Consider the following 20479-nt stretch of genomic DNA (forward strand, 5'->3'; position numbering starts at 1 on the left):
CCCGACCCGGGGCTCAGCCCTCGCCCTTTTCCTTCATCCGTCCGAGATTGGCGAAGCCGGTCAGGGTGCGGGCGGAGTTCTGCGAGATCGGCCGCGACGGCGGCGTCATCAGCAGCCGGGCGAAAAGCGCGCGATAGGGTTCCTGCTCCATCAGCTCCAGGAACCGCTGCTGGCGCCATTGCACCGCCTCGACATGCAGGCGGTGCAGTTCTTCATCGGCATGGAGCTCCTGCCGCAGCGCGGCGCTCTGGGGCGCGAGCGCCTGGATCGTCACATCGGTGTCGGTGTTGAAATTCCGCTCCACCCAGTAATCGACATCCAGCATGTGATCGGAATGCACCGCCCGGCCGCGATCGGCCTTCAGCACGAAGCTTTCCATCGTGCCGAGCGGATAGTGATTGAGCTGGGCCAGTTTGAAATTCGGCCGTCCGTAGCTGCTGAACACCCGGGTGGTCTTCATCTGTTCGCCCAGCTCGCGGCCCTCGCCGTCGAACCAGCGGGCCTCGTCCAGCCGGTCCTTGTCGGGCGCACGGGGCCGGTGCACCCCGAGCTTGCGATAGATGCCGTCGTTGCGGAAGAAGGTCTTGAACATCGCCGCGCGCCACGGCCAGTAGATCACCTCCGGGGCGCAGCGGGTGAAGGTCTCGGTCACCGGCCGGTCGCGATAGCGGATGGTGTCGGCATTGCCGAACAGCCGCCAGGTCAGGGTGATCGCCGTGGCCTCGGGCAGGGCGGCGACCAGCGCCGAAAGGGTGTGATCGCCGACATGGATGTTGACGAATTCGTCGATATCCAGCGCCAGGATCCAGTCCGCCTTGCGCATTGCCTTGTGCTTGGCGGCCTTCTTCAGGCCGGTGAACTGGATGCCGCCGTCGTCATAGGGGCCGTCGTTGCGCAGATGGGTCAGCCAGCCGATCTGTTCCAGCCGGTCCAGCATGCGGTCGGTGCCGTCCTGGCAATCGTTCGACAGCACGATGAAATCGGTGAAGCCGACGGCGCGGTGATGCGCCAGCCATTCCAGCAGGAAGGCGGCCTCGTTGCGCAGGGTGAGGATGGCGAGCGCGCGCATCTTACCAGCCGCGCCGGAAGGTGACGACCTTGCCCTGCGAGGCGCGCGGGAAATAGGTCAGACCGGCCGCCGCCATGGCATCGAACACCCTCCGGGTGCCGTCCTGGCCGAAGACCTGCGGGTGCAGCTCCAGGATCGCCACCCGTAGCATGGACAGATCCATCAGCGGGATCAGATGCTGTTCCGCCCCTTCGATATCGCAGACCAGCGCGGTGGGCCGGATCTCGGTGAAGGCCTCTGCCACCGGGCGCACAGGCACGGTTTCGCGGGCGATGACGCCGCCGTGCTTGTCGCCGAGATTGTCGGCCATGGAAGAGGCGACGAAATCGCCGCGGACATAGAAGGTGACCTCTCCGGCGGTTTCGCCCAGCAGCGCGTTATGTACCCGGACGGTGTCGACGCCGTTGAAGGCATGCACCGCACGGATATAGGGGATCATCGCCGGGTTGGCCTCGAAGGCATGAATGTCGCGCACCTTCAGGTGCCGCGCCATCAGGGTGGACATATAGCCCATGCCGGCACCCAGCTCGATCACCCGGTCGTCGGGGCGGATCTGGCTCAGCACTGCCTCGGATTCCTTTAGCTCATAGGTGTCGCTGTGCAGAAGTGCGCGGCGCTTTCGGTTGATGATCCGGGTGTCATAGGGGAACCGCAACCCGCGTGAGCGGATGAACTTCGGTTTGCTATCGGCCGCCTCGGTCGCGGCGGGGTCAGTCGTCCGGGGGGCGTCCATGGGCATATCCTCTGCCTAGCTTTCCAGATCGAGCGCGAGCGCATAGGCGGCGCGCTCCGTCCCGTTCAGCCTGATCTCCAGCGCCTGATCGTAGAGCGTGCGGAACTCCGGCGTGGCCTGAAGCTCCGCCGCCTTGGCACGGTGCCATTCCAGACCGGCACGATGCAGCGCCGCCAGTTTGTCATCCGCCATCAGCCGGTCGTATTCGGCCCGCAGCCGCGGCAGGTTGCGCTGGATGGTGATGTCGCGGGCATCGTCCCAGTCCATCCGGATCCAGTAGTTCAGCCCGATGGAGCGGTCGACATGCAGGGCGCGGCCGCGCTGACGCTTGATCAGAAAGCTCTCGGCCGAGCGCAGCGCATAGTGGTTGAGCTGCAGCAGGTCATAGCCGATCGACGATTTGGAACTGCGCCAGCCGTTGTCGATCGCCTCCCTGGTCATGTCGCGGCCGGAGCCGTTGACCCAGAGCACCTGATCGCGCTTGTCCTCCTCCAGCTTGTTGGGGCGGTGGCAGGACATCTTCTGATAGGCGCCGATGTTGCGGAACATCGTCTTGAAACCCCAGACCGTATGCGGCTTGGGGCAGTATTTCGGGGCGCAGCGGTCGAACTGCTCGATCACGAAGCGGTCCTCCAGCCGGGTCACCCCGCTGTGGCCGAACAGCCGCCAGGTCATCGCCACATTGGTGGCCTCCGGCACCGCGGCGAAGAAGTCGGGCAGGGTCCCATTGCCGCAGCGCACGTTGACGAACTCGTCGACGTCGATGTGCAGGAGCCAGTCCGACTGCTGCACCACCGGTTCCTTCAGCGACCGGTTCAGCGCGTGTTGCTGCGGCGACTTGCCCTTCCAGTCGTCGTTGTTGCGATGCTGGAGCACGCCCATCTCCTGCAGCCGGCCGAGGATCTCGTCGGTGCCGTCGGTGCAGTCGTTGGTGTAGATCAGGAAATTGTCGACGCCGATGGCGCGGTGATAGGCGACCCATTCGACGATATAGGGCGCCTCGTTCTTCATGCAGCCGACGATCACAGTGCCGGTGGAGCCGTCGGGCAGGGTCCGGTCCGGCAGCGGTGCATAGGGCGGCAAGGCCTCCTCTTCCGCAACGCTGCCGATACGGTCGTGCGGCGCATAGGCGGAGGTCTTCAGGTGGGCGAATTTCTCCTGCGCCAGCGGCGGCAGGATGCGCCGCGCGGTCTCGCTCAGCCCGTCGTCAGACGGGGCGGCGGTCTCCACCGGTGCGGAAACGGCGGCGAGGGCAGCCTCTTTCCCTGCGGCCTCGGCCTTGGAAGCCTTGTCGATCCGCCCGTCGAAGACCAGCAGGTATTGCGAGGCGCGATAGCCGCGCTCCGGGTCGGCTTCCTGCCAGTCGGGCAGTGGCGCATCGGGGACGAAGGCGGGGCCGGCCAGCGCCGGGAACCGGTCCGCCAGCGCGGCATTGGCCGCCGCGAACCGGTCGGAGACGGCAGAGAGCGCGCCCGGGGCGATCGGCGCGCCCTCGATGGCGATCTCCTTCAGGAAACTGTGCCACAGCGGCCGCGGCAGCACCGTGCCGGGCTGGTCGAGCCGTTTCAGCAACAGCGCATTCAGCTGCCGTGCCCGTGCCACCCAGGCGGCAGCGGGCTGTTCCATACCGGGGATATCCTGCGGGTGGCCGATCAGCGGCGCCAGATCAAAACTGTCGGCCAGCTCCTGGGCCAGGTCCGGACCATGGAAGCGCGCCGCATCATAGGGGCGCAGGGTGACGCTGCCGCTGCCGAAGGTGCCTTCCCAGAAGGCGGTCAGCGCGGTGTAATCCAGCCAGAACGGCGCTGCCTGAGTCTCGATGAACCGGCCAGCGGCGGCATCGATCCCGGGCGCCGCGTCCAGACAGCCCTGCCACCAGTCCTCCCCCGACCGCGCCAGGGCCAGGTCGTGATCGAGCGGCAGCGCGCGCCCCTCCATCACCTGGCCGGCATAGGTCCGCGCCAGCACCCGGGCCGGATCCTCCACATGGGCGAGGATGCGGATATCGTCGGAGAGCGGCACCAGCAGATCGCGCAGTCGCTCCAGCTCTGACACCCGGCAGAGCGAGCTGCCCAGCTGCGTCGCCGTCAGGATCATCGCCCGGGGCTGTTCGCGGGCGATATCCTCGGCCAGGGTGCGGGCCAGCATGCGATACATGTGGTCCTGCTTCTCCGCCGAGATCAGACCGCGGTTGAAGCGCAGCGGGTCGACATGGTCGGGATCGGTAACCGCCATATAAAGCCGGGTGTGGTTCTTGTCCCCCGGCGCCAGCGGCATCAGCACGCCCTGCGCCTTCAGCGCCTTGCGGTGATGGCTCAGCAGCGCCTGCAGCCGGTGGGCGCCCATGTGCTGCGGTCCGATATGCAGATAGAGACGCATCACGCGACCCCCAGTCGTTTCAACAGCGCCTCTTCCTGCGGCGGCAGGGCGGGGGCGGCCCGCAGCTGCGCTCGCATCCGGCGATAGGCCGGCCGCGCCAGCAGTTCGTCGCGTTTCGCCCGGTGCAGCGCCACCGCCCTGTCGTGCAGCGCGGCGATCTCCGGATCGGCCTTCAGATCGGCCAGCGCCGTCTGCAGGTCGGGCAGATAGCGGCGGATCGACAGATCCTGCCAGGCCGGATCGTTGCGTTCGCGCCAGTAGCTGTCGTCGAAGGCCCGGTTCTCGCGGTTCACATCGCCGCGGTCGTTCTTGACCAGATAGCTGTCGAGCGAGCGCAGCGCATAGTGATTGAGCGTGGCGAAGTTCCGCGCGCCCCTGGCAGGGAACTTGCGGATGCGGTTGGGATTGGCGGCGACCAGGAATTTGTGCTGCACCGGCCGGCCCGATCCATCGGTCCAGGCGGGGCGCTCCCCGGCGGTCAGCCGGCGTTTGAAGAACGGCCGGTGGGCGCCGTAATACTGCAGCGGGAAATCACGCCGGATCAGCGTCTTGACCTCCTGTGCGGTCTGATCGCACCAGATATCGGGGTTGTGGCTGCGGGTGAATTGCCCGATCACCGGCGTGTCCACGAAATCCTCGATCCCGTCATTGGCGAAGAACTGGAAGGTGATGGAAATCGCCTGGGGGTCGCCGCAGGCAGCGATCAGCGCCGGGATGGTATGATCGCCGACATGGATGTTCAGGAATTCGTCGACATCGGCGATCCAGACCCAGTCGGCATCGCGCGCCAGCGGCATCGAGGCGGCATGTTTCAGCGCCTCCATCTGGTAATTGCGCCCCTCGGCCGGGTTCGGCAGATGGGTCACCAGCCCGCGTTCGGCCAGCGCGTCCAGCAGCGCATCGGTGCCATCCGTGCAGTCGTTGGAATAAAACAGGTGATCGGTCACCCCGATCAGCCGGTTGAAGGCGATCCATTCCAGCAGGAACGGCCCTTCGTTCTTCACGCAGGTCACCGCGGTGATCCGCATGTCGCCTCCTTTACTGGCCCCGCCACCCGGGGTCCGGGCGCTGCCGCTGCTCACTCTCTACCCGCCGGGGTTGGCCCCGGTCATCGTCGCTTTCTGCTTGGCGAAACCATCGCATCCCGGGGGCAGGGCGTCAACGGCCGGTGCCGGGGGGAACGGGTGGCTTGACCCGGGCGCCGACTTCGGCCTTCCTTGGGGCAGGGAGAGAGAGCATGCACAAACCGACCTCCATCGCGGCCCTGCAAAGCCTGCTGGCGGCGCAGCGCTATGTCTGTGACCGGGCGCTGGGCACGGTGGCCTATCTGGCGCTGACCCTGGGCCGGCCGCTGTTTCTGGAAGGCGAGCCCGGCACCGGCAAGACCGAGATCGCCAAGGCGCTGGCCCGCGGCCTGAACCGGCGGCTGATCCGGCTGCAATGCTACGAGGGGCTCGATGCCGCCAGCGCCGTCTACGAATGGAATTTCCCGGCCCAGATGATCGCCATCCGCACCGCCGAGGCCGAGGGCAATGCCGATCGCGACAGCCTGCAACGCGAGCTGTTCGGCCCGGATTTCCTGATCGAACGGCCGCTGCTGCAGGCGATGCGCCCTGACGAACACGGCGCCCCGGTGCTGCTGATCGACGAGATCGACCGCACCGACGAGCCGTTCGAGGCCTTCCTGCTCGAAGCGCTCTCCGATTATCAGGTCACCATCCCCGAGCTCGGCCCCATCGTCGCACCGGAGCCGCCGATCGTCGTCCTCACCTCCAACCGCACCCGCGAGGTGCATGATGCGCTGAAACGCCGCTGCCTCTACCATTGGGTCGACTACCCCGGTTTCGACCGCGAGATCGACATCCTGCATGCCCGGGTGCCGGAGGCGGCGGAGGCGCTCAGCCGCGAGGTGGTCGGGTTCGTCCAGCGGCTGCGCACGGAGGATCTGTTTAAGAAACCCGGGGTGGCGGAAACCATCGACTGGGCGAAATGCCTGCTGGCGCTCGACGTGATCGCGCTCAGCCCGCAGGTGATCGCCGATACGCTGGGGGCGATCCTCAAGTATCAGGACGATATCCAGCGCCTGCAGGGGGCGGAGACCAGCCGCATCCTGGATGACCTGCGCGCCAATCTCACCCCGGGCTGAGGCGCATGGGTCTTTTTCTGGCGGAAAATATCCTGCGGCGGTGCGGGGGGGCAAAACCCCCGCTGCGCCGCGGCCGCCCGGGCCCGTGGCTGCCGGTCTGGACCCCGGCTTGCACCCGTGGCGCTGCCGGCCCCGGTGCCTCCGGCCGCTGGTCTCTCAGGCGCAGGGGCCGCCGCCATGGTTGAGTTTCCCGCCCTCGATCTGCCCGACGATCCGAAGCTGACCCAGAACATCGCCTGGTTCGCCCGGGCGCTGCGCAAGGCCGGGCTGCCGATCGGCCCCGGCAAGGTGATCGAGGCGATCCGCGCGGTCGAGGCGGTGGGCTTCAGCTCCAAACCCGATTTCTTCTACACCCTGAGTGCGGTCTTCACGGCCCGTCCGGAAGAGGCACAGATCTTCGCCCAGGTCTTCCGGCTCTACTGGCGCGATCCGCGCTACATGGAACATATGATGGCGCTGATGCTGCCGGCGGTGCGCGGCGTGCAGGAGGAGCGCCAGGCAGAGGCGGCGGAGAAACGCGCCGCCGAGGCGCTGCTCGACGGCGCGACGCCGGAGCTGCCAGAGCCCGACGATGGCGGCGCAGACGACGAGGTGAAGATCGAGATCGATGCTGCCCGCACCCTCTCTGACGAGGAGCGGCTCAGATCCCTCGATTTCGAACAGATGAGCACGGAGGAGATCGCGCGGGCCAAGCGCATGCTGGCCCGGCTGCGGCTGCCGGTGCCGCCGATCCTGTCGCGCCGGCTGCAGACCAGCCCGACCGGGCGGCGCTATGACGCCCGGCGCAGCCTGCGCGCGGCGATGCGCCGGGGCGGCGAACTGAGCCAGTTGACCCGGGTGGCGCCGCGACCGCGCTGGCCCAATCTGGTCGCGCTCTGCGATATCTCCGGCTCGATGAGCGCCTACAGCCGCATGGTGCTGCATTTCCTGCATGCGGTCTCCAATGCCGAGGGCCAGGGCTGGGCCAGGGTGCATGCCTTCACCTTCGGCACGCGGCTCACCAATATCACTCGACACCTGCGCGGCCGCGATGTCGATGCCGCGCTGGCCGCGGCGGGGGCGGAGGCGCAGGACTGGCAGGGCGGCACCCGGATCGGCGCCTGTCTGGAGAGCTTCAACCGCGACTGGTCGCGGCGGGTAATGGGGCAGGGCGCGGTGGTGCTGCTGATCACCGACGGGCTCGACCGCGATGATCCCGATCGGCTCGCCCGCGAGATCGAGCGGCTGCAGCTCTCGGCGCGGCGGCTGATCTGGCTGAACCCGCTGCTGCGCTGGGACGGTTTCGCGCCGAAGGCCCGCGGCATCGCCGCCATGTTGCCGCATGTCGACAGTTTCCGCGCCGGTCACAATATCGCCGCGCTCGAAGATCTCGCCGCTGCCCTGTCGCGGCCCGACGATCCGGGTCAGAAGGCGCGGCTGACGGGGCGGCTCTGATCGTCGGGTCGCGGTGCCCACCGCAGCCTTCGGGCGCCTCCGGCGGGAGTATTTGGGCAGAGAAGAAGGCACCGGCTGCAGCCTCTTGCCAGAGCGAGGGTGCTTTTCTGGCCCGAAATATCCTGGGGAGGGCGGGCGCAGGCCGCCCCGGGGCAGCGCCCCTCCGGTCCGCAGGGCTGCGCAGGCGGTGAAAGTGAGGCGCGGCGGCGGCCATTTGATCTAAATCATTCTGGAAATGGAATGTGACCCCTATGCTGATTTCCAGTTCGACCTGGGAGAGGGGAAAAGGCATGACACTCAACTGGAAGGCCGGGGGGCTGCTTCTCGGGCTGGTGTTCTTCGCGGCGGTGCTGCTGGTCAAGCCGATCGGGGTATCGACGCAATTTGTCATCCTCGACGGAATCATCGCGGATGCGGTCAGCCCCGATCTGGTGACGCAGACTGACGGGGGATATACCTCCGGCAACGCCTATCTGGCGAAATCTCATGGCAAATACGCCAAATCCGTAGCCAACCCGCTGAACTACAGCTTCGTCTTCGTGATCGCGATGATCGCCGGCGGCTTCGCCTCGGTCATGGCGCGGGGCGGCTTCGGCAGTGGCGACAGCCGCATCCCCGCCCTGTGGGCCGCGAATTTCGGCTCCAGTCCGGTGAAACGCTACGCGGCGGCCTTCGTGGGCGGGTTCGTGGTGCTCTATGGTGCCCGGCTCGCTGGTGGCTGCACCTCCGGTCATATGATGTCGGGCATGATGCAGACCGCCCTCTCGGGCTATATCTTCGCCGCCGGCGCCTTTCTGGCAGCGGTGCCTGTGGCCCTGATGCTTTATCGGAAGGAGGGCTGAGCCATGACGACCATCGTTCTGGCCATCGTGATCGGGTTCGCCTTCGGCTTCGTGCTGGACCGGGTGGGGGCGAGCAACCCCTCGGTCATCGGGCGGATGCTGAATCTGACCAATCTCAACCTTGCCAAATCCATCCTGCTGGCGATTGGCGTCGGATCGGTGCTGATGTTCGCCGGCCAGATGCTCGGGCTGGTGGATGTGGGCCATATGTCGGTCAAGGCGGCCTATGTCGGCGTCTTCCTTGGCGGGCTGCTGCTGGGCGCCGGCTGGGCGCTGGCGGGCTTCTGCCCCGGCACTGCGGTGGTGGCTCTGGGGGCCGGGCGGCGCGACGCGGTCTTCTACGTCGCCGGCGGGTTGCTGGGGGCGGCGGCCTATATGGTCACCTACCCGGCGTGGAAGGCCTCCGGCCTGCTTGACGATATCGCCGGCGGCAAGGTGACGCTGGGCACCGTGCCGGGTTCGAAATTCGACGGGCTGACCGGTCTGCCGGGCGACATTCTGGGCATCGTCCTGGGGCTGGGGTTCATAGCGCTGGCCTTCGCCCTGCCGGAGCGGATCGTGCATCGGCCCGCCGGGCAGCCTCAGCCGGCGGAGTGATCCGGGACTGAAAGAGATTCCGGGGCTGGCGGGCCCCGGAGAGTGGCCGGGCAACCGGCCATGCGGAAGCGGCCCGGTTCCCGTGTTCCTGCCGGGCCGTTTCTGCCCCGATTGCCCCCCGGCCTGTTGCCGGGGGGCCTTTTTGTTCGCCGCGCCTCCATCGCCCGCCCGGGCCCCAATGCGCAGGAAGCGGATCGCCGCCCGAATGTCCCGTCGTCTATCCCTGCCGCATCATGTGACAGAGAGGATGATGCGATGACGATTCAGGTTCACCCCTATGACAGGGATTTCGTGGCCCATGTGCGCGGTGGCGGCGGCGATGCCTATGGTCTGCCGGCGGAACGGTGCCTTGCCGGCGCCGGTCTGTCCCCCTGCCGCCATTGCCTGCGCTACATCCCCGAGGGGGCGCCGATGCTGATCCTGGCGGCGCGGCCATTTCCGGCGCTGCAACCCTATGCCGAGACCGGGCCGATCTTTCTCTGCGCTGGAGAGTGCGCGCCCTTCCACGGCGACGGCGTGCCGGAGATCCTGACCGGGGCGCCGGACTATCTGCTCAAGGGCTACAGCGCCGATCACCGGATCGTGTATGGACCCGGGCGGGTGGTGCCGGTGGGGGAGCTGCCGGCTTTTGCGGCGCGCTTGCTGGAAGACCCGCGCATCGCCTATGTTGATGTGCGTTCGGCGCGCAACAATTGCTTTCTGGCCCGCATCACGGAGCGACCATGACCCAATCCTTCGATACCATTCCCGAAACCGCCCTGGCCTGGCACCGGGCGGGAGCGGGGGCCGCGCTCGCCACCGTGGTGGAAACCTGGGGCAGCGCCCCGCGCCGGATCGGCGCCCAGCTGGCGATCTCCGGTGACGGCCGGATCGAGGGTTCGGTGTCGGGCGGCTGTGTCGAAGGCGCGGTGATCGTCGAGGCGCAGGATGCGCTGGCGGCGGGGGAACATCGGCTGCTGACCTTTGGGGTCAGCGATGAGGATGCCTTTGCCGTCGGGCTGGCCTGCGGGGGCACTATCCGGGTGCTGGTGGAGCCGGTGGGGGCGGTCCTGCCCGAGGCGCTGCTGGCCGATCTGGTCGCCGCCCGCGCCGCGCGGGAGCCGGTGGCCTATGAGGTCAACCTGCAGACCGGCGGGCGGCGGCTGCTGCGCGACAGCTATCCCGACCGGATGCGGCTGGATCGTTCGGGGTTCGAGGAGGATGGCGAGACCTTTGTCGCCGTTCACAACCCGCCGCTGCGGCTGATCGTGGTCGGTGCCGTGCACATCGCCCAGGCGCTGGTGCCGATGGCCCGGATCGCCGGCTACGACCCGGCGGTGATCGACCCGCGCGAAACCTTCGCCTCGTCCGAGCGGTTTCCCGATACCGTGCTGTCGCATGAGTGGCCGGACGAGGCGGTGGCGGCTCTCGGGCTCGATTCCCGGACTGCGCTGGTACTGCTGACCCACGATCCCAAGCTGGACGATCCGGCGCTGGAGGCCGGGCTGAGGGCGCGTTGTTTCTATATCGGTGCGCTAGGGTCGACCCGGACGCACGCCAAGCGGGTGGCGCGGATGCAGGCGGCGGGTTTCGACGACGAGCAGATCGGCCGGATTCACGGGCCGGTCGGTCTCGATATCGGCGCCGCCAGCCCGGCGGAGATCGCGGTGTCGATCCTGGCGGAGATGACAGCGGTTCTGCGCTGCAAGGCGGCATGAGGTTCGGCCCAGTCCCGCTGACCGAGGCGGAGGGCGCGCTGCTGGCCCATTCGGTGGCCTGCGGCGACCGGCGGCTGCGCAAGGGGCTGCGGCTGGAGGCGGAGCACCTGCAGGCGCTGGCCGCGGCCGGCGAGACCGAGGTGATCGTCGCGCGGCTGGATCCTGGCGATCTGCACGAGAACGAGGCGGCGGCGCGGCTGGCGGCGGCGCTGGTGCCGGACCCGGCGGCGGTCGGCCTGAAGCTGACGGCGCCCTTCACCGGCCGGGTGAATGTGCTGGCGGCGGGGCCGGGGGTGGTTGAGCTGGACGTCGCGGCGCTGGAGGCGTTCAACGCGGTGGCGCCGATGATCACCGTCGCCACCGTGCCGCCATTTCAGCAGATGGCGGAGGGCGGCATGGTCGCCACCATCAAGGTGATCTCCTTCGCGGTGTCGGGGGCGGATGTGGAGCGGGCCTGTGCGCTGGCGCCGGGTGCGCTGCGGCTGGCCGGGCCCGTGCATCGCAGTGCCGGGCTGGTGATCACCCAGGTGCCGGGCGGGCCGGACGACAGCAAGGGCCGGCGGATCATCGCGGCGCGCCTGGCGGCCCTGGGGATGGAACTGGCGGAGGTGCGCGAGGTGCCGCACCGGGCCGCCGAACTGGCCGCCGCCCTGCGCGCGGTGGCCGGCGATGTGGCGCTGATCCTGACCGGATCGGCCACCATGGACATCGACGATGTCGCGCCGATGGCACTGCGCCGCGCCGGGGGCCGGGTGGAGCGGTTCGGCATGCCGGTCGATCCGGGCAACCTGCTGTTCCTGGGCGATCTGGTCGGGCGGCCGGTGATCGGCCTGCCGGGCTGCGCCCGCTCGCCGGCGCTGAACGGCGCCGACTGGGTGCTGGCGCGGGTCGCCTGCGGCCTGCCGGTCAGCGCCGCGGATATCGCCGGCATGGGGGTGGGGGGATTGCTGAAGGAAATCCCGACCCGGCCGCAGCCGCGGGCGCTGGCGCCGCGGCCCGACCGCTCCGTGGACGGCTAGCGCCGGGAGCGCTAGGGCTGGCCGGCCACCGGCGGCACGGCCTTGACATAGGCGGCGACGGCGGCGCGATCCTCGGCGGTCAGCGCGGCGAAATTGCCGATCACATCGACCATATGGCCGCCGGCGCTGTCGTAGTCCGGGGTAAAGCCGGTCTCCAGGTAATAGGCGATCTCCTCGGCGCTCCACTCCAGCTGGCCGGGCGTCAGCCCGGGCACCCGGCCGGGACCGGCGGGATTGGGGGCGCCGGCGAGCCAGCGGCTGGTGGTCAGCTCTCCCATCGGGCCGCGCGGGGTGTGGCATTCGCCGCAATGGGCCAGCGCCTCGACCAGATAGCGGCCGCGCTGCAGCTGCGGATCAAGATCGCCCTGCATCACCCAGTCATCGTTGAGGAAAAGCAGTTTCCAGATGCCGGCGCTACGGCGGATCGAGAAGGGAAAGACCAGATCGTGCGGCTGGCTCGGCTCGGCGCTGTGCGGCAGTCCCTGCCAGAACGCCCAGAGATCGGCGACATCCTGATCCGTCATCCGGATATAGGCGGCATAGGGAAACGCGGGGTAATAATGCCGGCCATCGGGCGAGACGCCGCGTTTGACGGCGGAGGCGAACTGATCCAGCGTCCAGCCGCCCAGCCCGTGCAGTGGGTCGGGGGAGATATTGGGGGCCACGAAAGTGCCGAACTCCGACGTGAACCGCTGACCGCCCGACAGCAGGCGCTTGTCTTCCGATCCCGCTGCGCTGTGGCAGGAGGCGCAGCCGGCGGCGAGGAACACCGCCTCACCCTGCACGGCGTCGCCTTCGAGATAGGCCATCGCCGTGGGCGGCAGCGGCACCGCCCGGGTCAGCCACCAAGCCGCCGCCCCGGCCAGCAGGGCGACGATGAAAAAGATGCGGAGAAACAGCATGCTGTCAGGCGAAGCTTATTTGGCGCGATAGGTCGCGTGGCAGCCTTTGCAGCTGGCGCCCAGCGGTCCCATGGCCGGCCCCAGCGCCTCCTGGCCGTTGGCCGCAACGCTCTGCATTCCGGCGGCGGCGGTGCCGAAGGTGGCCCATTTGTCCAGGAAGCCGTCGTGATCGGTCCAGATCGCCGGCAGCGCGCGGGTGCCTTCGGTCATCTCGTTGTCTGAGTCCTCGGGCCAGAGCGGCGCCGGATCGATCTGCGACACCGCCGCCAGGCTGTCGGCGGCCCGCTGCGCCGCATCGGCATCATAGGCGATCTTGCCCTGGGCCATGCCGCCCAGGATCCCGAGGTTCAGCGCGATGATGCGGAACTGCCCCTGGCGGGCCTTGAGCGGGGCGGAGAAATCCTGTGCAACGGCGGTACTGGCCAGCAGGGCGGTTGCGGTGGCGATAGCGAAAATCTTCGTCTTCATGGCGACCTCGAAATGAACAAAACAGACGTGCGGGGGTAGGCTATCGCGGAGGTTGTGCCCGCGCCAAAAGATTTCGGGGCGACCTCACGGGGCTGTGATGTTTTACCGCAGCAGCGGGCCGCGCCGGCCGCTGCCGGCCGGCGTCAGCGCCTCGGGCCAGCCGAACCAGTGTTCGATCCCGTAGAGCAGCAGGCAGATGGCGATGACGGCGAGCACCAGCAGCACACGGTTCCTGGACGGCGGGTGCTGCGCCCACCGTTTCATCCGCAGCAGCCAGAAGAAATTCAATCGTTGAACCGCACCTTGCCGATAAAGGGCAGGTTGCGGTTCCTCTGGGCGAAATCGATGCCGTAACCGACGACGAATTCATCGGGGATCTCGAAGCCGATCCAGTCGGCATGCACGGTGATTTCCCGGCGCGAGGGTTTGTCGAGCAGCGCGATCACCCTCATCCGGGCGGGTTTGCGGCTTTTCAGCAGGCTGATGACATGGGAGAGCGTGAAGCCGGTGTCGACGATATCCTCCACCACCAGCACGTCGCGGCCCTCGATGGCGCCGCGCAGATCCTTGAGAATGCGCACTTCGCGGCTGCTTTCGGTGGAATCGCCGTAAGAGGAGGCCTCGAGAAAGTCGACTTCGATGGGCAGATCGAGATCGCGCACCAGATCGGCGATGAACACGAAGGAGCCGCGCAGCAGCCCGACCACCACCAGCTTGTCGGTATCGGCGAATTCCGCCTCGATCTCGCGCGCCAGAACTTCGATCCGGGCGGCGATTGCTTTGGCAGAAATCATTTCGTCGATGACATATGGCCGCTGTGTCATGGCTTCCCCTTGATCTTCGCGCCCAACCATACGACATGGGGCGCCACTGTCACCCAGGAAACCATGCGTCAGGATGCCCACCCACTCTGAAACCCGCCAACTGCCCTATTCGGCCCGCGAGATGTACGATCTGGTGGCCGATGTGGCGAAATACCCCCAGTTCCTGCCCTGGTGCGCCGCGGCACGGATCCGGCGGACCTATGCTGAGGGCGCGGCCGAGGTGATGGAGGCCGATCTGGTGATCTCCTTCAAGGTGTTCCGCGAGAAATTCGGCAGCCGGGTCACGCTCTGGCCGGCTGATCTGGTGATCGACACCGAATATCTGGACGGGCCGTTCAAGTTCCTCAAGTCTCAGTGGAAATTCACCGACCGCCCCGAGGGCGGTTGCGATGTCGCCTTCTTCGTCGATTTCGAATTCAAGAACGTGGTGCTGCAGAAGGTGATCGGCGTCGTCTTCAACGAGGCGATGCAGCGGATCGTCAAGGCGTTCGAAAACCGGGCCGCCGCGCTCTACGGGACCCGGGCCTAAGCCGGCAGCGCGCCGATGAGCAGCCCCAGCGCGTGATCGCGGGAGGCCGCCCGGACATTGGCCCGGCCACGCGCGCCGAACTCCACCGTTTCGGTCACGGTCGCGCCGCCCCTTATGGCCAGGCCGAAGCAGACCCGCCCCTCCGGTTTGAACTCCGATCCACCGGGGCCGGCGATGCCGGTGATCGACACCGCCAGATCGGCGGGCGAATGGGCCAACGCGCCCTCGGCCATCTCTCGCGCCACCTGTTCGGACACGGCTCCGAAGGTGTCGAGACTGGCGCGGGTGACGCCCAGCATCTCTTCCTTGGCGCGGTTGGTATAGGTGACAAAGCCGCGCTCCACCACGTCGGAGGAGCCGGGGATATCGGTCAGCGCCGCGGCAACCATACCGCCAGTGCAGCTTTCCGCGGTGGCAACATGCAGCCCGGCGCGGCGGGCGCGGTCGAGCAGGGCGGCGACGTCGATCCCGCTCATCGCATCATCACCCCGTGGTAGAGCCCGGCGAGGAAGATGCTGACGATCCCGGCGAAGATGCCGGCCCAGAGATCGTCCAGCATGACGCCGGCGGCATCGTGGCGACGGTCAGCGCGGCCGACCAGCCAGGGTTTCCAGATGTCGAACAGGCGAAACAGCAGGAAGGCCGCCACCGGCCCCGGCCAGACCATCGGGAAATCGCGCATCCAGAAACCCATGGCCGGGAACAGCAACGCCAACCATTGGCCTGCCACCTCGTCGATGACGATCTCGGAGGGGTCCTCTCCGGGCCGGTCCTTCAGCGCCGCGCCGACAGTGGCAAAGCCCAGCACCGTCACCGCGACGAAGGCCACCAGCAGCGGGATGAAACCCAGCCAGTGTTCGATGGCCCAGCCCAGCAGGACCGCCACCAGCGATCCCCAGGTGCCGGGGGCCGGACGCAGCAGGCCGACGAAGCCGAAGGTGTTGATGGCGCGCAGCATGGGTTTACTCTCCGATCAGGGCGACGGTGGCCAGCGCGGCAATGCCTTCCTCGCGGCCGGTGAAGCCCAGCCGCTCCGAGGTGGTCGCCTTGACCGAAATCCGGTCGGCCGGGATTTGCAGGATCGCGGCCATCGCCTCTGCCATCGCCAATGCATGGGGCCCGATCTTCGGGCGTTCGCAGACCAGCGTACAATCGACGTTGGAAATCCGATAGCCCATCTGCCGCGACAGATCGCCCGCGTGGCGCAGGAAGATGGCGCTGTCGGCGCCCTTCCACTGCGGGTCGGAGGGCGGGAAATGGCGGCCGATATCGCCCTGCGCCAGGGCGCCATAGATCGCATCGGTCACCGCATGCATGCCGACATCGGCATCGGAATGGCCGACCAGCCCGTGGCTGTGCGGGACGGTGACACCGCAGAGGGTGACGTGATCCCCCGGTCCGAACCGGTGCACGTCGTATCCGTTGCCAAGCCGTATATCCATTGTCTGTCCTAATATGCGTTCGGCCCGGGCGAAATCGCCGGGCGTGGTGATTTTCAGATTGTCGGGATCGCCCGGCACGATGGTGACTGTAAGGCCCGCCGCGCGCACCACCTCGACATCGTCGGCGGCGCTGCCAGGGTGGGCGGCATGGGCGGCGCGGATGGCGTCGAAATGAAACCCTTGCGGCGTTTGCGCGGCGAAGAGACCGCTGCGGTCCTGCACCCCTGTGACCCGCCCCTCCGCCCCGGTCCAGAGCGCATCGGTCACCGCCAGCCCGGGCGCGGCGGCGGCGGAGTGGTCGAGCGCGGCGATCACGTCGCGGATCAGCCGGGCGGAGACGCAGGGGCGGGCGATATCGTGGATCAGCACCCTGTCGGCGCCGCTGTCTTCAAGCGCGGCCAGCCCGTTGCGTACCGATCCGGCGCGGTCGTCGCCCCCGGCAGCCAGGATCAGCCGCGGGTCTTGTGCGAATTCGTCCCAGGCGGCGGTGTCCTCGGCAGAGAGGACCAGCACGATGGGACCGATCTCTGGCAGGGCGCGGAATTGCGACAGCGTCCAGTCGGCAACCCGCCGTCCGGCCAGCGGGCGCCATTGCTTCGGCAGGCCGCCGCCCGCGCGCTGTCCGCGTCCCGCCGCCACCAGAAGCGCCGCTGTGGTCATCTGTTCCGCTCCGATCCGTGCAGCCGGCCGCTGCTCATCCCGCTGTTTATGGGCTGATGCAGGGCGAAGCAATGACCGCTGGGAATCTGCCCAATAATTGGGCGTCTGTTCCATTCTTGGGCTTTGAGGCGCCGCGATACATTGTAGCGCCGCCTGAGCTCCCATAAGTAGTCGGCATATGCACAAGGATTGGGCAATTGACGATCTTCCTCGACAGGCTCCCGTTTTCGCCCCCCGTGGCGCTGGCACCGATGGCCGGAATCACGGACAGGCCGTTCCGTGATCTGGTGATGCGCTTCGGTGCCGGACTGGTGGTGAGCGAAATGGTCGCCAGTCAGGAGATGGTTCAGGCCAAACCGGGCGTGCGCGAAAAGGCCGAATTGGGAATGGACGTAGAAAATACCGCCGTGCAGCTTGCCGGCCGCGAGGCGCATTGGATGGCCGAGGCCGCCCGTCAGGTCGCCGACCGGGGCGCTGCGGCAATCGATATCAACATGGGCTGCCCGGCCAAGAAGGTCACCAGCGCCAGCGGCGCCGGTGCCAGCGGTTCGGCGCTGATGAAGGACCTCGATCACGCGCTGACGCTGATCGAGGCGGTCGTCGGCGCCGTGGATGTGCCGGTGACCCTGAAGACCCGGCTGGGCTGGGACGATAATCTTCTGAACGCGCCGGAGCTGGCGCGCCGGGCCGAGGCTGCGGGGATCCGGATGATCACCATCCACGGCCGCACCCGTTGCCAGTTCTACAAGGGGCAGGCCGACTGGGCTGCGATCGCGGGGGTGAAGCAGGCGGTGAGCATCCCGGTGGTGGCCAATGGCGATATCTGCGACGCCGACGATGCGCTCCGCGCGCTGGAACTGTCCGGCGCCGATGGGGTGATGGTGGGCCGTGGGGCGCAGGGGCGGCCCTGGCTGCTGGCCGAGATCGCCCATCGCCTCTATGGCGCCGCGGCGCCGGAGGTGCCGGACGGCGCGGCGCTGGCCGATCTGGTGGCGGGACATTATCAGGCGATCCTGGCCTTCTATGGCCGCGATCTGGGGCTGCGCGTGGCGCGCAAGCATCTGGGCTGGTACATGGATCACGCCGGCACCGGCGTGGCGCTGCGCCGCGCGGTGCTGACCGCCCGCGATCCGGTCGAAGTGCTGCGGCTGCTGCCGCAGGCGCTGGCGGCAGGGCAGGACGATCCGCGATCGGTGGGGTACGCGGCATGAACACCGTCGACAATACCATCTGGGCCTCGCTTCCGGTTCCGGCCTTCCTGATCGGCGCCGACGATCGCATCCTAGACGTCAACTCCGCCGGCGAAGGGTTCCTGAACGCCTCGAGCAAATCTGTCATCGGGGTGCCGATCTGGGACATGATCGCCATCGACGCGCCGATCGAGGATGCCTTCGACCGCGCCCGGACCAACGGGACGCCGCTGTTCGTCAACGATATCGACGTCGGTTCGGGCAATCGGGCGCCGCTGCAATGCGCGCTGCAGATCGCGCCGCTGTCGGGCCGGCCGGGCGAGATGATCATGCTGATCTCCCCGCGTGAGCTGGCCGGGCGGATGACCCAGAGCCATTCGGTGAAATCGGCGGCGCAATCGGCCATCGGCATGGCCGAGATGCTGGCGCATGAGATCAAGAACCCGCTGGCCGGCATCACCGGCGCGGCGCAGCTGCTGAGCATGAACCTCAGCCAGGAGGATCTGGAGCTGACCGACCTGATCGTGGCGGAAAGCCGCCGCATCGTGAAGCTGCTGGAGCAGGTGGAGCAGTTCGGCAATCTCAGCCCGCCTGATCTGAAGCCGGTCAATATCCACGATGTGCTGGACCGGGCGCGCCGCTCGGCGCTGCTGGGCTTCGGCGCCCACATGAAGATAATCGAGGACTACGACCCCTCTCTGCCGCTGGCCTGGGGCGATCCGGACCAGCTCTTGCAGGTCATCCTGAACTTGTTGAAGAATGCCTCCGAAGCCGCTGATCCCAAAGGTGGAACCATTCGGCTGCATACCTATTTCGAACATTCCTTCCGGCTGCGGCGCAGCGATGGGACCGGTCAGTCCCTGCCGCTGCAGGTGGAGATTATAGACGATGGCCCCGGTCTGCCCGAAGACATCAGGGGCGACATCTTCGACCCCTTCGTGTCGGGGCGGGAGAATGGCACGGGACTTGGTCTGGCGTTGGTGAGTAAGATCGTTTCGGATCACGGAGGGTGGATTTCGGTGACATCGGTGCCCGGGCGCACGGTGTTCCGGCTGTCTCTGGCGCGGGTGCCCAGGGACTATGAAAGCAAGGAGAAGAGCTGATGGATGGAACGGTTCTGGTCGCGGATGACGACCGTACAATCCGAACGGTCCTGACCCAGGCGCTGACGCGCGCGGGCTGCAAGGTTCACGCCACCTCGTCGCTGACCACGCTGATGCGCTGGGTCGGCGAGGGCAAGGGCGACGTGGTGATCTCCGACGTGATCATGCCCGACGGCAACGGGCTGGAGATGCTGCCGAAGATCGCCCAGGACCGGCCCGGTCTGCCGGTGATCGTGATCTCGGCGCAGAACACCATCATGACGGCGATCCAGGCGGCCGAGGCCGAGGCCTATGATTACCTGCCCAAGCCCTTCGATCTGCCCGATCTGATGAAGCGCACCGCCCGGGCGCTGGAACAGAAACGCCGCGCCCCGTCGCGCCAGATCGAGGAAGAGGCCCCCGAGCGTCCGGACGAGCTGCCCCTGGTGGGCCGCACTCAGGTGATGCAGGCGCTCTATCGTCTGGTTGCGCGGGTGATGAACACCGATCTGCCGGTGCTGATCACCGGCGAAAGCGGCACCGGCAAGTCGCTGATCGCGCGGGCGATTCACGATTTCTCCGACCGCCGCACCTTGCCCTTCGTCACCGTCTCCGGTGCCGATCTTCTGGATTTGGAGGGACCGGCGCGGGTGATGGCGCGGGTCAAGGGCGGCACGCTGCTGATCGACGAGATCGGCGATCTGGAGGATGAGATTCAGGCCCGCATCGTGCGGATGATGGATGCGCCGGGCGATCACCAGCCGCGGTTCATGGCGACGAGCCAGCACGATCTGTCCACCGCGATGGAGGACGGCCGGCTGCGCCAGGATCTCTATTACCGGCTCAGCGGCGCGACGATCCACGTGCCGGCGCTGCGCGAACGGGTCGACGATATCCCGCTGCTGGCGGCGCATTTCCTGTCGCGCGCCGAACGCGAAGGCGCCCCCAAGCGGCACCTGGGCGAAGAGGCCGAGGCGCTGATCCGTGCCTATTCCTGGCCCGGCAACGTGCGGCAGCTGGAAAACGCCGTGCGCCGGCTGGTGCTGACCGGTCGTGCCGAGGAGATTGCCCGCGCCGAGGTGGAAACCGTTCTGGGCCGCCAGCCAGAGATGGAACCGGTGCTGGACGGCGGCGGGTCGGAGAAACTCTCGGCTTCGGTCGCGCGGCATCTGCGGCGCTATTTCGACCTGCATGGCGATATGCTGCCGCCGCCGGGGCTCTATGCCCGCATCCTGCGTGAGGTGGAGATCCCGCTGATCGAAATCGCGCTGGAGGCGACCGGTGGAAACCAGGCGAAATGTGCCGAACTTCTGGGGATCAACCGGAATACGCTGCGAAAGAAAATCACCGACCTTGATATTCAGGTGACACGCCGCCGAAAGTTGATGTAAAATCGCCACAGAACCGTGGCAGTCTGGTCCCAGTGTCGTGCCGGGACCGGAATAGACCACGAGATTTGGCGGTTG

22 protein-coding genes are annotated in these 20479 nt (G+C 67.5%); 11 read left to right on the forward strand and 11 right to left on the reverse strand.

From position 1 onward, the window contains the following. Positions 1-13: 13 nt before the first annotated feature. Genes QO033_RS01105 through QO033_RS01120 form a run of 4 tightly spaced genes read right to left on the reverse strand, consistent with a single transcriptional unit; the run spans position 14 to position 5209 of the window. The gene (locus QO033_RS01105; protein ID WP_284479072.1) at positions 14-1069 is read right to left on the reverse strand and encodes a glycosyltransferase family 2 protein; all 1056 of its coding nucleotides are present in this window, start codon (positions 1067-1069) and stop codon (positions 14-16) included. A 1-nt stretch (position 1070) separates the two neighbouring features. Further along, on the reverse strand, positions 1071-1802 hold the full coding sequence (locus QO033_RS01110) for an FkbM family methyltransferase (protein ID WP_284479073.1): 732 nt from the start codon (positions 1800-1802) through the stop codon (positions 1071-1073). 15 nt (positions 1803-1817) lie between these two features. Beyond that, positions 1818-4181 (reverse strand): glycosyltransferase family 2 protein, encoded by a 2364-nt coding sequence (locus tag QO033_RS01115; protein WP_284479074.1) that lies wholly within the window; start codon positions 4179-4181, stop codon positions 1818-1820. Next, positions 4181-5209, reverse strand: a complete 1029-nt coding sequence (locus QO033_RS01120) for a glycosyltransferase family 2 protein (RefSeq protein WP_284479075.1) — start codon at positions 5207-5209, stop codon at positions 4181-4183. Before QO033_RS01120 ends, QO033_RS01115 begins: the two co-directional genes overlap by 1 nt. A gap of 209 nt (positions 5210-5418) precedes the next feature. Between QO033_RS01120 and QO033_RS01125 the strand changes: the two genes are divergently transcribed. The 7 genes from QO033_RS01125 to QO033_RS01155 all read left to right on the forward strand — a co-directional run bounded on the left by QO033_RS01125 (position 5419) and on the right by QO033_RS01155 (position 11916). Next, positions 5419-6327 (forward strand): AAA family ATPase, encoded by a 909-nt coding sequence (locus tag QO033_RS01125; protein WP_284479076.1) that lies wholly within the window; start codon positions 5419-5421, stop codon positions 6325-6327. A 177-nt stretch (positions 6328-6504) separates the two neighbouring features. Further along, positions 6505-7761, forward strand: a complete 1257-nt coding sequence (locus QO033_RS01130; RefSeq protein ID WP_284479077.1) for a vWA domain-containing protein — start codon at positions 6505-6507, stop codon at positions 7759-7761. A gap of 290 nt (positions 7762-8051) precedes the next feature. Next, positions 8052-8603 carry a YeeE/YedE thiosulfate transporter family protein gene (locus QO033_RS01135; RefSeq protein WP_407682078.1) on the forward strand — a complete coding sequence of 184 codons (552 nt, stop codon included), beginning with the start codon at positions 8052-8054 and terminating at the stop codon, positions 8601-8603. A 3-nt stretch (positions 8604-8606) separates the two neighbouring features. Continuing rightward, complete coding sequence (locus tag QO033_RS01140) at positions 8607-9200, forward strand: DUF6691 family protein (RefSeq protein ID WP_284479079.1); 594 nt, start codon at positions 8607-8609, stop codon at positions 9198-9200. A gap of 255 nt (positions 9201-9455) precedes the next feature. Further along, on the forward strand, positions 9456-9926 hold the full coding sequence (locus QO033_RS01145; protein WP_284479080.1) for a DUF1203 domain-containing protein: 471 nt from the start codon (positions 9456-9458) through the stop codon (positions 9924-9926). Then, entirely contained in the window at positions 9923-10897 is a 975-nt protein-coding gene (locus QO033_RS01150; protein WP_284479081.1) for an XdhC family protein, read from the forward strand. Before QO033_RS01145 ends, QO033_RS01150 begins: the two co-directional genes overlap by 4 nt. Beyond that, on the forward strand, positions 10894-11916 hold the full coding sequence (locus QO033_RS01155; RefSeq protein ID WP_284479082.1) for a molybdopterin-binding protein: 1023 nt from the start codon (positions 10894-10896) through the stop codon (positions 11914-11916). The genes QO033_RS01150 and QO033_RS01155 overlap by 4 nt, the downstream gene beginning before the upstream one ends. A gap of 11 nt (positions 11917-11927) precedes the next feature. On the opposite strand, the gene QO033_RS01160 is transcribed toward QO033_RS01155, so the two are convergent. The 4 genes from QO033_RS01160 to hpt all read right to left on the reverse strand — a co-directional run bounded on the left by QO033_RS01160 (position 11928) and on the right by hpt (position 14110). Further along, positions 11928-12818 (reverse strand): cytochrome c, encoded by an 891-nt coding sequence (locus QO033_RS01160; protein ID WP_284479083.1) that lies wholly within the window; start codon positions 12816-12818, stop codon positions 11928-11930. A gap of 15 nt (positions 12819-12833) precedes the next feature. Next, the gene (locus QO033_RS01165) at positions 12834-13286 is read right to left on the reverse strand and encodes a c-type cytochrome (RefSeq protein WP_284479084.1); all 453 of its coding nucleotides are present in this window, start codon (positions 13284-13286) and stop codon (positions 12834-12836) included. Positions 13287-13388: 102 nt separating this feature from the next. Then, positions 13389-13574, reverse strand: coding sequence for a hypothetical protein (locus QO033_RS01170; RefSeq protein WP_284479085.1), 186 nt, complete (start codon positions 13572-13574; stop codon positions 13389-13391). Continuing rightward, complete coding sequence (hpt, locus tag QO033_RS01175; RefSeq protein WP_284479086.1) at positions 13571-14110, reverse strand: hypoxanthine phosphoribosyltransferase; 540 nt, start codon at positions 14108-14110, stop codon at positions 13571-13573. Before hpt ends, QO033_RS01170 begins: the two co-directional genes overlap by 4 nt. A gap of 73 nt (positions 14111-14183) precedes the next feature. Between hpt and QO033_RS01180 the strand changes: the two genes are divergently transcribed. Continuing rightward, positions 14184-14639, forward strand: a complete 456-nt coding sequence (locus QO033_RS01180; RefSeq protein ID WP_284479087.1) for a type II toxin-antitoxin system RatA family toxin — start codon at positions 14184-14186, stop codon at positions 14637-14639. On the opposite strand, the gene QO033_RS01185 is transcribed toward QO033_RS01180, so the two are convergent. Genes QO033_RS01185 through QO033_RS01195 form a run of 3 tightly spaced genes read right to left on the reverse strand, consistent with a single transcriptional unit; the run spans position 14636 to position 16741 of the window. After that, positions 14636-15106, reverse strand: coding sequence for a CinA family protein (locus tag QO033_RS01185; protein WP_284479371.1), 471 nt, complete (start codon positions 15104-15106; stop codon positions 14636-14638). The genes QO033_RS01180 and QO033_RS01185 overlap by 4 nt on opposite strands. 5 nt (positions 15107-15111) lie before the next feature. Then, positions 15112-15597 carry a phosphatidylglycerophosphatase A family protein gene (locus QO033_RS01190; protein ID WP_284479088.1) on the reverse strand — a complete coding sequence of 162 codons (486 nt, stop codon included), beginning with the start codon at positions 15595-15597 and terminating at the stop codon, positions 15112-15114. A 4-nt stretch (positions 15598-15601) separates the two neighbouring features. Next, positions 15602-16741: a bifunctional 2-C-methyl-D-erythritol 4-phosphate cytidylyltransferase/2-C-methyl-D-erythritol 2,4-cyclodiphosphate synthase gene (locus tag QO033_RS01195; RefSeq protein WP_284479089.1), complete on the reverse strand. Its 1140-nt coding sequence runs from the start codon at positions 16739-16741 to the stop codon at positions 15602-15604. 251 nt (positions 16742-16992) lie between these two features. On the opposite strand from QO033_RS01195, the gene dusB reads away from it, so the two are divergent. Genes dusB through QO033_RS01210 form a run of 3 tightly spaced genes read left to right on the forward strand, consistent with a single transcriptional unit; the run spans position 16993 to position 20404 of the window. After that, positions 16993-17952 carry a tRNA dihydrouridine synthase DusB gene (gene dusB / locus QO033_RS01200; protein ID WP_407682079.1) on the forward strand — a complete coding sequence of 320 codons (960 nt, stop codon included), beginning with the start codon at positions 16993-16995 and terminating at the stop codon, positions 17950-17952. Beyond that, positions 17949-19034 (forward strand): two-component system sensor histidine kinase NtrB, encoded by a 1086-nt coding sequence (locus QO033_RS01205; RefSeq protein WP_284479091.1) that lies wholly within the window; start codon positions 17949-17951, stop codon positions 19032-19034. Before dusB ends, QO033_RS01205 begins: the two co-directional genes overlap by 4 nt. Continuing rightward, entirely contained in the window at positions 19034-20404 is a 1371-nt protein-coding gene (locus QO033_RS01210; protein WP_284479092.1) for a response regulator, read from the forward strand. Before QO033_RS01205 ends, QO033_RS01210 begins: the two co-directional genes overlap by 1 nt. Positions 20405-20479: the final 75 nt, after the last annotated feature.

The organism is Pseudodonghicola flavimaris, from assembly GCF_030164425.1.
GTDB classification, from domain to species: Bacteria; Pseudomonadota; Alphaproteobacteria; order Rhodobacterales; family Rhodobacteraceae; genus Pseudodonghicola; species Pseudodonghicola flavimaris.